Origin of the sequence: Nocardioides sp. QY071 (assembly GCF_029961765.1) — a bacterium.
Classification (GTDB): domain Bacteria; phylum Actinomycetota; class Actinomycetes; order Propionibacteriales; family Nocardioidaceae; genus Nocardioides.
Genome location: NZ_CP124681.1, coordinates 269,298 through 283,218 on the forward strand (window position 1 = coordinate 269,298; position 13,921 = coordinate 283,218).

Here is a 13,921-nt window from a genome sequence, read left to right on the forward strand (position 1 = left end):
GCAGAATCACAGCCCATTCGTCAGATGCGCGGCGAGCACCGGGCCCAGCGCCGACTAGCGTTGTCCCGTGCTGCCGATCCCCCTCGCCGCCCCGCTGCGCGACGCCCTGCTCGCCGCCGACTTCACCTACGACGCGGTCAGCGAGCTGCTCGGCCCGCAGGCCCACCAGGCGCTGTCGCGCAACGAGACGACACCCGGACGCCGGCGTACGACGGACGGCGGCCCGCTCTCGACCCTGGTGCGGCTCTTCCTGCTGCAGACCTCGGTGCGCGTCGAGGAGGCCGAGCGGGCGCTGCCGGGGCTGGTCGACAGGCTCGCCAACGCGGGGGCGCTGGTGCAGAGCGTCGGGGAGGTGGCGGCCCGGCTGGACGTGCGGCCCTACGCCAGCGAGGAGGGCGACTTGTGGGTCGTCAGCGACCTGACGCCCGGGCTCGACGGCGTGGCGACGAAGGTGACCGGCGACTACGTCCTCGGCATCAGCCCCGCCTCCTCGAGCCTGGCCCAGCTGACCCTGCGCCACGACGTCGGCAGCGCCCTGGACCTCGGCACCGGCTGCGGCGTGCAGGCGCTGCACCTGGCCACCCACAGCGACCGGGTGGTCGCGACCGACGTCAACCAGCGGGCGCTCGCGATCGCGCGGTTCAACGCGGCCCTCAACGATGTCGACGACAAGGTCGACGTACGCGACGGGTCGTTCTTCGCGCCGGTGGCGGGGGAGCGGTTCGACCTGATCGCCACCAACCCGCCGTTCGTGATCTCGCCGGCGACCGGTGAGCGGCTGGTCTATCGCGACTCGGGCCTGCCGGGCGACCAGGTCGTCGAGCACATCGTGCGTACGGCGCCCGACCACCTCGCCGACGGCGGCTGGTGCCAGGTGCTCGCCAACTGGGTGATCGACCGCGACCGGCCGTGGGACGAGCGGCTCGCGACCTGGCTGCCCGACGAGTGCGACGCGCTGGTCGTCCAGCGCGAGGTGCTCGACCCGGCGTCGTACGTCGAGCTCTGGCTCAAGGACGCCGGCCACCACCCGGCCACGGGCGGCGACCCGGCGTCGTACTCCCACCGCTACGACACCTGGCTGTCCTGGCTCGAGGAGCAGGGCGTCGGCGGGATCGGCTTCGGCTGGATCAACCTGCGCCGCCGCGAGGGTGCGGCCACCCCGACCCTGCACCGCGACCTCCTCGAGTGGCCCTACGACGTCGAGCAGCCGATCGCGCCGGCCATCGCCGCGTGGGCGGAGTCCGCACAGGCGGCGAGCGCGCTCGACGCCGACACCAGGCTCGTGATCCGCGAGGACGTGGTCCAGGAGACCAGTGGCCCGGTCGGCGCCGAGGACCCGGCCACCATCGTGCTGCGCCAGCAGCGCGGCTTCCGGCGCGCGCGTCAGGTCGACACGGTCGCGGCCGCCGTCGCCGGCGCCTGTGACGGCGAGCTGCCGCTCGGCCAGCTCATCGACGCCGTGGGCCACCTGCTGGAGCGCGATCCCGCCAGCCTGCGGGAGGTCTACCTGCCCGAGCTGGCCGAGCTGGTCGCCGAGGGGTTCCTCGCTCCGGCCGACTCGTAGGCTGGTCCCCGTGACGAACGCAGGCTGGTACCCCGACCCCGCGGGAGCGCCCGACACCTACCGCTACTGGGACGGTCAGGCGTGGAGCCAGATGACCACCACCCAGCCCTCCGGCGGCGCCCGCCCGGCCGACACCCCGGCGACGCCGCCGCCGGCCGCGCCCACGCAGTACGGCGCCGTGCCGACCCCGCCGCCCGCGCCCGGCCCGGCCGGACCGCCGGCCCCTCCGGCCCCGCCCCCCGGGTACGGCGGCGGCTACTCGCAGCAGTGGAGCCCCGCGCCGGCCCCCGGTGGTGGTGGCGGCAACAAGACGGTCGTGATCGTGATCGCCGCGGTGGTGGCGCTCGTGCTGCTCGGTGTGGGCGGCTTCTTCGGCATCCGCGCCCTGACCGGCGACGACGACAACGGCGACCGCAAGGCCGACGACGACAGCTCGCAGAGCGAGAAGTCCGAGGGCTCCGAGCCGACCGACGGGTCCTCCAGCACCGTGAAGCCCACCGGCATCCAGTGCACCGGCGGCTCGCCGGAGCCGGCGACCGACCCCGACCCGGCCGCCCCGGAGCTGACCGGCGGCGGTCTGAGCATCCCGCGCAACCCGGCGTACGAGCTCGCCACCGGCGACCAGGTCTCGTTCGGGTTCGCGAACGCGTTCGTGCTGCAGTACACGAACGTCGAGGAGAAGTGGATCAGCCTGACCGGTGTCGGCGCCCTGCCGCGCGACAACGGCTTCGACGACCTCGCCACCGCGGCCGAGGTGATCATGCAGTGCCTGACGGGCAGCGAGAACGTCTACAGCGGCTTCACCGGGCGCACCGACAAGGTCAACGAGGAGACCACGGTCGACGGCAAGCCGGCGTACCGGATCACCGCCGAGGTGCGCGTCGACACCCCCGAGGTCCAGGCCGAGGGCGACCTCACCGACGTGATCGTCGTCGACACCGGCGACCCGGCCACCTACGGCATCTACATCGGCATGGCGGCGCTCGGTCACGACGACCTGATCAGCACCAACGAGGGCGTCATCGACCAGATCAAGGTCGGCTGACGCCCTCGGACGTCGAGGAGGTTGCGCAGCAACCGTCACGAGACGCCTGGCCGTGCTGCCGGGACTGTTTGCGGGTGGGTCCCGGCATCGGTGCGCGGGGGGTCTCGTGACGGCCGCGGGCGGCCTCCTCGACCTCCGGAGGACGACCACTCTGGACGCCACTGGCGACGGCGCTCGACACCACGCGCTACCGTGAACCGCCGAATCAGGCAGCGCACGAGTAGTAGAGAAGGTCCCTGTGTCCCACAAGTTGGTGATCGTCGAGTCGCCGGCCAAGGCCCGCACCATCGGCGGGTACCTCGGCGACGGCTATGTCGTCGAGTCCTCCATCGGCCACATCCGTGACCTCCCCAACAACGCGGCCGACACCCCGGCGAAGATCAAGGACAAGCCGTGGGGGCGGCTCGCGATCGACGTCGACAACGGGTTCGAGCCCTACTACGTCGTGCCCCGCGACAAGAAGAGCCACATCTCCAAGCTCAAGAGCCTGCTCAAGGACGCCGACGAGCTCTTCCTCGCCACCGATGAGGACCGCGAGGGAGAGGCGATCGCCTGGCACCTCCTCGACGAGCTGAAGCCGAAGAACATCCCCGTCAAGCGGATGGTCTTCCACGAGATCACCAAGGCCGCCATCCAGGAGGCCGCCGCCAACCCGCGCGAGCTCGACATGGACCTCGTCGAGGCCCAGGAGACCCGCCGGCTGCTCGACCGCCTCTACGGCTACGAGGTCTCGCCGGTGCTGTGGCGCAAGGTCATGTCCGGCCTGTCCGCCGGCCGTGTGCAGTCGGTCGCGACCCGGCTCGTGGTCGACCGCGAGAAGGAGCGGATGGCCTTCAAGGTCGCCTCCTACTGGGACCTCGAGGGCACCTTCGACGCCGGCAGCAAGCACGACCAGCGGATGTTCCCCGCCAAGGTCCACAGCGTCGACGGCACCCGCGTCGCGTCCGGCTCCAACTTCGGCCAGGACGGCCAGCTCAAGGCCAAGGCCGACGTGGTCCACCTCGACCAGCGCCGCGCCGAGGCACTCGTCGAGGCGCTCGCCGACACGACGTACGACGTCCGCTCGGTCGAGGCCAAGCCGTACCGTCGCTCGCCGTACCCGCCGTTCCGCACCACCACCCTCCAGCAGGAGGCCAGCCGCAAGCTCGGCATGAGCGCGTCGGTCACGATGAGCGTGGCCCAGCGGCTCTACGAGAACGGCTTCATCACCTACATGCGTACCGACAGCACCACGCTGTCGGGCAGTGCGATCGGCGCGGCCCGCTCGCAGGTGCAGGAGCTGTACGGCGCGGAGTACGTCCCCGACGCCCCGCGCACCTACACCAGCAAGGTCAAGAACGCCCAGGAGGCGCACGAGGCGATCCGTCCCGCGGGCGACTCGTTCCGCACCCCGGCGCAGACCGGGCTGACCGGCGACCAGTTCCGGCTCTACGAGCTGATCTGGATGCGCACCGTCGCCTCGCAGATGAAGGACGCCGTCGGCCAGTCGGTGACCATCCGCCTGGGCGGCGCCGCCACGACCGGCGAGGACGTCGTGTTCTCCGCGTCCGGCCGCGTGATCACCTTCCACGGATTCCTCAAGGCGTACGTCGAGGGCACCGACGACAACGCCGCCAAGGACGACCAGGAGACCCGGCTGCCCAACCTGGTCGAGGGCGACGCGGTCTCCGCCGCCTCGCTGTCCGCCAACGGGCACGAGACCAAGCCGCCGGCCCGCTACACCGAGGCCACGCTGATCAAGGAGCTCGAGGACCGCCAGATCGGCCGGCCCTCGACGTACGCCTCGATCATCGGCACCATCCTCAACCGCGGCTACGTCTACAAGAAGGGCACCGCGCTGGTGCCGGCGTGGATCGCGTTCTCCGTGGTCCGGCTGCTGACCGAGCACTTCACCCGGCTGATCGACTACCAGTTCACCGCCGGCATGGAGGACGTCCTCGACGACATCGCCCGGGGTGACAAGTCCCGGGTCGCCGAGCTCACCGAGTTCTACTACGGCTCGGACACCCTCGCCGGCCTCAAGCGGCTGGTGGACGACCTCGGCGACATCGACGCCAAGGAGCTCGCGACCTTCCCCGTCGGCACCGAGGAGGACGGGATCCACCTGCGGGTCGGCAAGTACGGCCCCTACCTCGAGGGGCCCGGCGACGACGGCGCCCCGTTCGCGAAGCGCGCCAACGTCCCCGACGACCTGCCGCCCGACGAGCTCACCGTCGCCAAGGCGATCGAGCTGCTCGCCAACCCGGCCGGCGAGGAGATCGACCTCGGCGTCCACCCGGAGACCGGCCTGCAGGTCGTGGCGAAGAACGGCCGGTTCGGCCCCTACGTCACCGAGGTGCTGCCCGAGGACGCGCCGAAGTCGGCGAAGCCCAGGACGGGCTCGCTGTTCAAGTCGATGTCGCTGGACACGGTCACCCTCGAGGACGCCACCAAGCTGCTCGCGCTGCCGCGCGTCGTCGGCGTCGGCGAGGACGGCGAGGAGATCACCGCCCAGAACGGCCGCTACGGCCCGTACCTCAAGAAGGGCACCGACTCCCGCTCGCTCACCAGCGAGGACCAGATCTTCGGGATCACCCTCGACGAGGCCCTGAAGATCTACAGCCAGCCCAAGCAGCGCGGCCGCGCCGCCGCGGCCCCGCCGCTCAAGGAGCTGGGCAACGACCCGGTGTCCGGGCAGCCGGTCGTGGTGAAGGCCGGCCGGTTCGGCGAGTACGTCACCGACGGTGAGTACAACGCCACCCTGCGCAAGGACGACTCGGTCGAGGCGATCACCATCGAGCGGGCCGCCGAGCTGCTGGCCGAGCGCCGGGCGAAGGGCCCGGCCAAGAAGGCCGCGAAGCGGGGCGCGAAGAAGACGGCCGCGAAGAAGACGCCGGCCAAGAAGGCGGCTGCCAAGAAGGCTCCGGCGAAGAAGACTGCGGCGAAGAAGGCGACCAAGAAGGCGTGACCGCCGCCCCCATATCGTTCGATCGAACGGTTTGGGGGAATTCTGCGCCCGAAAATCCCTCTATCCGTTCGATCGAACGGATAGAGGGATCGGGCGCTCGCCCCCGACCATGGCCCGTGTCGCCCCCGTCTCGTAAGTTGCTCCCGTGACGACCCCGAACCAGCGCTGGCCCGGCCAGTACGCCGACACCGGCGTCTTCGTCTGCTTCGAGGGCGGCGAGGGCGGCGGCAAGTCGACCCAGTCGCGGTTGCTGCACGACCGGCTCAACGGGGCGGGCTTCGCCGTACGTCTCACCCACGAGCCGGGTGACACCCCGGTCGGCAAGGAGATGCGCCGGATCGTGCTGTCGCCCGAGACCGGCGAGCTGGCCCACAAGACCGAGTTCCTGCTCTACCTCGCCGACAAGTCCGAGCACGTCGAGACCCTCGTGCGCCCGGCGCTCGGGCGCGGCGAGGTCGTCATCACCGATCGGTACGTCGACTCGACCCTCGCCTACCAGGGCGCCGGGCGGGCGCTGGACCGCGACGAGCTCGAGGACGTCTCGCGCTGGGCGACCGGCGACCTGCGTCCCCACCTGACCGTGGTCCTCGACCTCGAGCCGGCGGCGGGGCTGGCGCGGTTCGAGGGGCGCGACCGGATCGAGGGGGAGGGCCTGGAGTTCCACCAGCGGGTGCGCCGGTCCTTCCTCGACCTCGCCGCCCGCAACCCCGAGCACTACGCGGTGATCGACGCGCGCTCGCCGATCGAGGAGATCGCCGCGCAGGTCTGGGCACGCATCGAGCCGTTGCTCGGGCAGGCCGTCAGGAGCGCGTCGTGACCGTCTGGGACACCCTGGTCGGGCAGCGCCACGTCATCGCGGCGCTGGAGAAGGCCGTCTCCGGGCAGGGGATGACCCACGCCTGGTTGTTCACCGGACCGCCCGGGTCGGGCAGGTCCAACGCCGCGATCGCGTTCGCGGCGGCCCTGCAGTGCCGGCAGGGCGGGGTCGGTCCCGACTGCCCGGACGGGTGCCACGACTGCCATACCGTGCTCGCCGGCTCGCACGCCGACGTGTCCGTCGTCCGCACCGAGAAGCTCTCCATCGGCGTCGATGAGGTCCGCGACCTGGTACGACGCGCCTCGCTGAGCCCGATGGGCGACCGCTGGCAGATCCTCATCGTCGAGGACGCCGACCGCCTCACCGAGCAGGCCTGCAACGCGTTGCTCAAGGCGATCGAGGAGCCCAACGGGCGCACCATCTGGATGCTCTGCGCGCCCACCGTCGAGGACGTGCTGCCGACGATACGGTCGCGCTGCCGGCTGGTGACCCTCTCGACGCCGACGGCCGAGGAGGTCGCCGGCTTCCTGGTCGCCCGGGGCGTGGCGGAGCCGCTGGCGTCGTACGCCGCCCGGGCCAGCCAGGGACACATCGGCCGGGCCCGCGCGCTCGCCTTCGACGAGGCGGTGCGCACCCGGCGCCAGGAGGTCGTGTCGATGCCGGCGCGGCTGACCGGTCTCGGGCGCTGCATGGACGCCGCGACCCGGCTCGCCTCGAGTGCCAAGGAGGAGGCCGACGCGATCACCGCCGAGCTCGACGCCCGGGAGAAGACCGACCTCGACGCGGCGTACGGCGTGGTGGAGCGGGGACGCCGCCCGCGGGAGTACGGCCCCGCCCTGGCCGCGCTCGAGAAGGGCCAGCGCACCCGCGCCAAGCGGCGCCACCTCGACGTCGTCGACCGCGGGCTGACCGATCTGATGTCGGTCTACCGCGACGCGATCGCGGTCGCCAGCGGGGCACCCGGTGCGCTGGTCAACGAGGAGATCCGCGACCAGGTCGAGGCGATCGTCGCGAGCTCCTCGCCCGAGCTCAACCTGCGCCGGATCGGGTGGATCTTCGCCGCGCGGGAGCAGATGCTGGAGTTCAACGTGCCCGTGGCCTTGGCCCTGGAGTCGATGATGGTGGCATTGCAGGCGCCGCAGCGGTGACCTGACCCGAGACCGAGGAGCTGAGTTGTGAGCAAGCGGACCCTGATCGTCGCGGTCGTCACCGTGTGGGCGCTGGTGCTCGCCGGCGCGGTCGGCGTCGGCATCGTCCTGCTCAGGGGCGACTCCGACGAGCCTGCCGCGAAGGGCGACGAGAAGGGCTCCGACGCCACCAGCCCCGAGGGCCCGGACGGGCGCAGCCTCGAGGACTACTACGGCCAGAAGATCACCTGGACCCGCTGCGACCAGGACGAGTGCGGAACGCTCGACGTCCCGATCGACTACCAGAAGCCCGGCGACGGCTCGATTAAGCTCGCCGTCGAACGCACCCGCGCCACCGGCGACCGGATCGGCTCGCTCGTCGTCAACCCGGGCGGCCCCGGCGCTCCCGGCACCGACACCGCCAAGGACGCCGACTTCTACTTCGCCGACCAGCTGCGCTCGTCGTACGACATCGTGGGGTTCGACCCCCGCGGCACCGGCGACTCCGCGCCGGTCGACTGCCTGAGCGACGACGCCCTCGACGCGTACGTCGCCGCCGACCCCGACCCGGACACCCCCGACGAGGTGGAGACCGCGAAGGAGAACTCCCAGGAGTTCTGGTCCGGCTGCCAGGCCCGCTCCGGCGCCGTCGGCGGCCACGTCAGCACGGTCGAGGCGGCCCGCGACATGGACGTGCTGCGCGCGGCGCTCGGCGAGGACCAGCTCGACTACTTCGGCTTCTCCTACGGCACCCGCCTCGGTGCGACCTACGCCGAGCTGTTCCCCGACAAGGTCGGCCGGATGGTCCTCGACGGCGCCGTCGACCCGTCCCTGTCGCCGCGCGACGGCGCGCTGAGCCAGGCCAAGGGCTTCGAGACCGCGCTGCGCTCCTACATCCAGAACTGCGTCGACGACGGCGACTGCTTCCTCGGCGACTCCGTCGACGCGGGCCTGAAGACGATCAAGGACCTGCTCGACGGGATCGACAAGACGCCGCTGAAGACCAGCGACGCGGAGGGCCGCGACCTCACCGTCGGGCTGGCGTTCTACGGGCTGATCCTGCCGCTCTACAGCCAGGACAACTGGCCCTACCTCGACGACGGACTCAAGGAGGCGCTCGGCGGCGACGGCTCCACCCTGCTGCAGCTCGCCGACTTCTACGGCTCCCGCGAGAACGGCACCTACAAGGACAACAGCCTCGAGGCGATCTCGGTGATCAACTGCCTCGACGACCCGTGGTCGATCACCACCGACGAGGTGCCCGCCAACTTCCCCGACTTCGAGAAGGCCTCGCCGACGTTCGGCGACGTCTTCGCCTGGGGCCTGACCGCCTGCAACGGCATCCCGTTCACCTCCACCGACGAGCCGGACCTCAAGATCGACGGCTCCGGCGCCGCGCCGATCGTGGTGCTCGGGACGACGCGCGACCCCGCGACGCCGTACGCCGAGGCGGTGGCGATGGCCGACCAGCTCGAGTCCGGCGTCCTGGTCAGCCGCGACGGCGACGGGCACACCGCCTACAACAAGGGCAACAGCTGCGTCGACGACGCCGTCCATTCCTACCTGCTCGACGGCACCGTGCCGAAGGACGGGTTGAGCTGCTGAGGCTGCGCCCGGTGGTCAGACGGGCTCGATGATGCTCTGGATCCGCTGGGTCGCGAGCTCGATCATCAGTCGGGCGGCCGGCGACAGCGTCGCGCCCGCCCGGTGCACGATCGCCATCGTGTCGTAGACGCGCGGGCGCAGCGGCACCCACCCGGCGTTCGGCGCGAGCCGCGGCAGCAGCTGCACCGCGGCGCCCTTGTTGGTCACCGTGTCGGCCAGCCCGCGTCCGACGAGCTCGATCGCGGTCTCGACGTCCTCCACCTCGATCCGGGTGCTCGGGTTGTAGCCGGCCTCGTGCAGCATCCGGCGCAGCACGATCCGGCCCGAGTCGTAGTCGCGCAGGCTGCTCTCCGGCATCACCAGGTCCGCCTCGGCGAGCCGCTTCGCGGTCACCGGCGAGGTCAGCCGGCTCGGGTCGGCGGAGACGTAGACGAGCTCGTCGCGGGCGATCGGCGTGATCGACATGCCCTCGCTCGACAGCGCCGCGACCGCGATCATCGCGGCCTCCAGCCGTCCGCGGCGCAGGTTCTCCTGCACGTCCATCGAGTGCCGCCCCACCAGCTCCACCCGCACGCCCGGGTAGCGCTCCAGCACGTCGGCGACCAGGTCCGCCCCGCCGTACAGCCGCGCGACGCCGAACATCCCGAACCGGATCGTGCCCGTCTCCAGCGACCGGATGCTCGCCACCGCCCGCTGCGCGTCGTCGGCCGCCGCGAGCACCTTCTCCGCGTGGGGCCGGAAGGTGTCGGCGGCCGTGGTCGGTACGACGCCCCGCCCCACCCGCCGGAACAGCTGCACCCCGAGCGACTTCTCCAGCCCGCGCACCTGCTCCGACACCGACGGCTGCGCGTACCCGAGCTCCTCCGCCGCCCGGGTCAGCGAGCGGTGCTCGTAGGTCGCGAGGAAGCAGGTCAGCTGGTGCAGCGACAGCATGGCGCTCCGATCTGCCATAGGGGATCCCTAGAGATTGCTCAGGAAAGCGAGGCTACCCCTTGGTTCCCGTGCGGCCCACCATGGAGGAAGAAGACCGAAGGAGGACCGCCATGTTCGCCCACACCTGCACCGCCTGCCACCGCCGCGAGCTCATCTTCCCCAGCCAGATCACCGGCATGGAGAGCACCGAGCACGGCATCGTCGTCAGCTTCACCTGCTGGTGTGACGCCGAGCAGACGATGGTCACCGGCGTACGGGCCACCGAGGCTCCGGCCACCGCTCCCGCTGCCGCCGCCTGACCCCTCCGGGCCGATTCGCTCCCGGCTGACCCCGGTCGGTATGCTTCCGCGGTCACCGGTCACGACCGGTGGCGGCGCCGCCTTAGCTCAGTCGGTAGAGCGAATCACTCGTAATGATTAGGTCGTCGGTTCGATTCCGACAGGCGGCTCAGCGCAGATCAGGCCCGGATTCCCACAGGACATCCGGGCCTGATCGTTTGCCCAGGGCGTCGGCGGGCTCGGCAGCCGGTCAGCCGGTCGCCGGGACCGAGGAGATGGTGGCGAAGTGCGGCCCCTCCCCACCCGGTGCGCCGCGCAGGCCGCGGCCGGGGGTGCGGAGCGTGATCCGGACCCGGTCCGAGCGGAACAGGTCGTGGGAGAACTCGAACGGCGTGCCCGCCGTGTCGTAGGTGGTCCGCGTGATCAGGACCAACGGGTCGCCGACGGCGACGGTGAGCAGGGCGGCCTCCTCGTCGGTGGCGTGGACGACCTCGACCACTTCCTCGGCGTCGGCGATGGTGACGCCGTAGTCGTGCTCGATGAGCTCGTAGATCGAGCCGCCCAGCGGCTGCTCGAGCAGGCCGGGGAAGCGGTCGGCGGGCAGTCGGGCGTGGTCGAGCGAGAAGGGTGTGCCGTCGGCGAGCCGGAGGCGGCGTACGTCGACGACGAGGTCGCCCTCGGAGAGCTGGAGGGCGCGGCGGGTGGGGGCGTCGGCGACGCCCATCCGGGTCGCGACGACGCGGGTGCCGGCGGAGTAGCCCTGCCGGGCGAGGTACGCCGGGACGCCGACGACCTTGGTCAGGTCGTGCTCGACCTTGGCGTGGTTGATGAACGTTCCGCCACCGCGTCCGGCGACACGGCGGACCAGCCCCGCCTCCTCGAGCGCGGCGAGCACCTGGCGCAGCGTGGCCCGGCTGACGCCGTAGTGCTCGGAGAGCTCGCGCTCGCTGCCCAACCGCGCGCCCGGTGGCAGGGTGCCGGCGCCGATGTCGGTCAGCATCCGGCGGCGGAGGGTCTCCGCGACGGCGTGCTCCGTGGCCATGGTGCCGCTCCTTCCTTCCGGTCGCCTTCGGTCGGCCCGATCCGCCGAATGGTCTGACCAGATGCTTGCAACGCTACCTCAGCGCCGCGGCGGCGGCCCTCAGATCTCCTCGAGTGCCTGCAGCGACTCGGGGAGCACCTGGCCGCCGTCGACGATCAGCGTCTGCCCGGTGATGTACGACGCCTCCTCGGTCGCGAAGAACAGGGCGGCGTTGCCGATGTCCGCGACCCCGCCGAGCCGCTTCTGCGGCACGCTGGCGGCCATCGCGGCCAGGTAGTCCTCGCCGAGCCCGTCGAGACCCTCGGTGGCGATGTTGCCCGGGAGCACGGCGTTGATCGTGATGGCCCGGGGCGCGAGCTCGAGCGCGGCGGTCCGCACGAAGCCGAGCTGGGCAGCCTTGCTCGCTCCGTAGTGCGACCACCCGGGGTAGCCGGTGTGGGGACCGGTGATCGACGAGGTCACCACGACCCGCCCGCGACCGCTCGCCGTCAGGGCGTCCAGGCACGCCTGGACCGCGAACACGGTGCCGTTGAGGTTGGTCGCCATCACGCCGTTGAGGTCGTCGGCGGTCATCGCGTCGAGGCGTGCGGCCGGGAAGACGCCGGCGTTGGCGCACAGGACGTCGATGCCGCCGTGGCGCTCGGTCGCGGTCGCTGCCATCCGGTCGCAGTCCTCGCGCCGGCTCACGTCGGCGATGACGTAGGACGCCCCGTCGCCGAGCTCGGCGCACGCGGCTGCGAGCGAGGCCTCGTCACGCCCGGTGACCAGGACGCGGGCGCCGGCCCGGGCGAAGACGGTGGCGATGCCGCGGCCGATGCCCTTGCTGCCACCGGTGACGACGACGGAGCGTCCGGCGAGTGAGGTGAACATAGGTTCTCCGATCCAGGTTTCGCTACGAGAGGGAGGCGCCGTCCGACGCGACGTAGCGCCGCGCCAGCTCGACGGTGCCGGCGGTGTAGGCGGGGCCGAGGTCCTGGCACTCGCGGGAGTGCGCATGGGAGCCCATCCAGGCGACGAGCAGCAGCCGGCGCAGCATCACGAAGGTCGCCAGCATGGCCTCGTGCTCGGCGGACAGCTCGGTGACCGAGCGGTACCCGCGCAGCCAGGCGGCCTGCCAGTCCGGCAGCCGTGGGTCGTGCTCGATGAACGAGACCGCGGTACCGAAGTCGTACATGAACCACGAGTAGCCGCAGTCGTCGAAGTCGATCACGGTGACGAGGTCGCCCTCGACGAGGAGGTTCGCGAGCCGGAGGTCGGCGTGGACGAGGCCGAACCGGTCGGCACCCGTGCCGTACGACGACAGCCGCTCCCGCACCACCTCGACGGCCGCGCCGAGCGCGGCCTCCTCGACCGGTCCGACGCCGATGCCGTCCTGCCAGCGCCCCCAGCGCGGCTCGTCGCCCAGCGAGTGCTCCCAGTCCCAGCTGAACCTTTGGAAGCCGTGCGGTGGTCTCCAGCCCCGGGCGTGCAGGTGCATGCGGGCCGTGATCGCGCCGAGCGTCTCGAAGTCCGTGGTGCCGAGCGCGACGTCGTCCGGCTCGATGCCGGGCACGACGTGGAAGAGCACGGCGTGCCGCTCCTCGCCGTCGACGGAGACCGTGGTGACCCACTCGCCGTCGCTGGCGGGCACGACCTGGGACGTCGCGACGGCCGACTCGGCCCGCAGCGCGGCCAGCCAGGACAGCTCGCTCTCGATCTCCGAGCGCGAGTGGTAGCCGACGCGGTGCACCCGCAGGATCGCGCTGCGCTCGCCGTCCTCGACCAGGAAGGTCGCGTTCTCGGAGAGGTTGATCATCCGCAGCCTGCACTCCGGCCCGAAGCCGTACTGTGGCAGCACCAGCTCGGCGACCCGCGTGTCCGCGGCCGCGGTGGTGGCGCTCATCAGTGCTCCCGTCCCTCGATCGACTCCAGGACCTTCGTGATCCGGTCCCTGGCCACCTCGACGTCCTCGGTGCTGCCGCTGAGGTAGAGCCTGCCGGCCGCCCCGATGAACTGCACGTCGACCATGGTGATGCCGGGCGCCGCGCGCTCGGCCTCGTTGGCGGCGACGGCCGCGAAGAGGGCAGGAGCCATCTCGTAGACGAGGAGCGACTGTCCCGGCATGATCATCGACCCCGAACGGTTGCGGTTGAGGATCACCGCGTGCTGGTCGGTGATGCTCTCGATGATGTCGTGGTACAGCACGCGCGGACGCAGCTGGTCACTGGCCGAGCTGCCGATTCCGTCGAGGACCGCCTGGCCGGCGGCGACCACGTCCTCCAGCGACGAGGCGTGCAGCTCGAGCACCCCGAACTGCCGCTCGACGAAGAGGATGCCGGGCTCGACCGACGGGGCGGCCCGCAGGGCGAGGTCGATCACGCGCTCGATCGCGAGAGCGGGGGCGACCTCGATGATGAGGGCGTGGTCGCCGGCGTACGGCGGGTAGCCCCGGGCACGGGTCGGCGTGCCCAGGTAGGCGGCGAACTGCGGCTGCAGGTCCTCGACCATCAGGTAGACCCGCAGCTCCGCGCGGGCATCGGTGGCGGCCATCGGACCTCCTCTTCTTGAGCTGGCTGGTGGGGCG

General features: G+C 71.6%; 12 protein-coding genes and 1 tRNA gene. 8 read left to right on the top strand and 5 right to left on the bottom strand.

Translation table 11 applies throughout. The annotated features are described in order from the left end of the window. The first annotated feature begins 67 nt into the window (after positions 1–67). From QI633_RS01270 to QI633_RS01295, 6 genes are all read left to right on the top strand, one after another. Positions 68–1,564: a class I SAM-dependent methyltransferase gene (locus QI633_RS01270; protein WP_282427850.1), complete on the top strand. Its 1,497-nt coding sequence runs from the start codon at positions 68–70 to the stop codon at positions 1,562–1,564. A gap of 10 nt (positions 1,565–1,574) precedes the next feature. Further along, entirely contained in the window at positions 1,575–2,609 is a 1,035-nt protein-coding gene (locus tag QI633_RS01275; RefSeq protein WP_282427851.1) for a DUF2510 domain-containing protein, read from the top strand. A gap of 238 nt (positions 2,610–2,847) precedes the next feature. After that, the gene (topA, locus tag QI633_RS01280; RefSeq protein WP_282427852.1) at positions 2,848–5,556 is read left to right on the top strand and encodes a type I DNA topoisomerase; all 2,709 of its coding nucleotides are present in this window, start codon (positions 2,848–2,850) and stop codon (positions 5,554–5,556) included. A gap of 145 nt (positions 5,557–5,701) precedes the next feature. Next, positions 5,702–6,373, top strand: coding sequence for a dTMP kinase (gene tmk / locus QI633_RS01285; RefSeq protein ID WP_282427853.1), 672 nt, complete (start codon positions 5,702–5,704; stop codon positions 6,371–6,373). After that, complete coding sequence (locus QI633_RS01290; protein WP_282427854.1) at positions 6,370–7,521, top strand: DNA polymerase III subunit delta'; 1,152 nt, start codon at positions 6,370–6,372, stop codon at positions 7,519–7,521. The genes tmk and QI633_RS01290 overlap by 4 nt, the downstream gene beginning before the upstream one ends. A 27-nt stretch (positions 7,522–7,548) precedes the next feature. Beyond that, positions 7,549–9,105 carry an alpha/beta hydrolase gene (locus tag QI633_RS01295; RefSeq protein ID WP_141796292.1) on the top strand — a complete coding sequence of 519 codons (1,557 nt, stop codon included), beginning with the start codon at positions 7,549–7,551 and terminating at the stop codon, positions 9,103–9,105. 15 nt (positions 9,106–9,120) lie between these two features. Here QI633_RS01295 and QI633_RS01300 read toward each other — a convergent pair whose 3' ends face one another. Beyond that, entirely contained in the window at positions 9,121–10,056 is a 936-nt protein-coding gene (locus tag QI633_RS01300; RefSeq protein ID WP_260805650.1) for a LysR family transcriptional regulator, read from the bottom strand. Positions 10,057–10,148: 92 nt separating this feature from the next. Between QI633_RS01300 and QI633_RS01305 the strand changes: the two genes are divergently transcribed. Next, a complete protein-coding gene (locus tag QI633_RS01305; RefSeq protein WP_141796291.1) occupies positions 10,149–10,337 on the top strand; it encodes a hypothetical protein in 189 nt (62 codons plus the stop codon). Between the two features lie 76 nt (positions 10,338–10,413). After that, a tRNA-Thr gene (locus QI633_RS01310) sits at positions 10,414–10,486 on the top strand. Between the two features lie 80 nt (positions 10,487–10,566). On the opposite strand, the gene QI633_RS01315 is transcribed toward QI633_RS01310, so the two are convergent. The 4 genes from QI633_RS01315 to QI633_RS01330 form a co-directional block, all read right to left on the bottom strand. Further along, positions 10,567–11,358: a GntR family transcriptional regulator gene (locus QI633_RS01315; protein WP_141800727.1), complete on the bottom strand. Its 792-nt coding sequence runs from the start codon at positions 11,356–11,358 to the stop codon at positions 10,567–10,569. 99 nt (positions 11,359–11,457) lie between these two features. Further along, on the bottom strand, positions 11,458–12,228 hold the full coding sequence (gene fabG, locus QI633_RS01320; RefSeq protein WP_141800726.1) for a 3-oxoacyl-ACP reductase FabG: 771 nt from the start codon (positions 12,226–12,228) through the stop codon (positions 11,458–11,460). A gap of 22 nt (positions 12,229–12,250) precedes the next feature. Continuing rightward, positions 12,251–13,240 carry a phosphotransferase gene (locus tag QI633_RS01325; protein ID WP_141800725.1) on the bottom strand — a complete coding sequence of 330 codons (990 nt, stop codon included), beginning with the start codon at positions 13,238–13,240 and terminating at the stop codon, positions 12,251–12,253. Continuing rightward, complete coding sequence (locus QI633_RS01330; protein ID WP_141800724.1) at positions 13,240–13,887, bottom strand: microcompartment protein; 648 nt, start codon at positions 13,885–13,887, stop codon at positions 13,240–13,242. Before QI633_RS01330 ends, QI633_RS01325 begins: the two co-directional genes overlap by 1 nt. Positions 13,888–13,921: the final 34 nt, after the last annotated feature.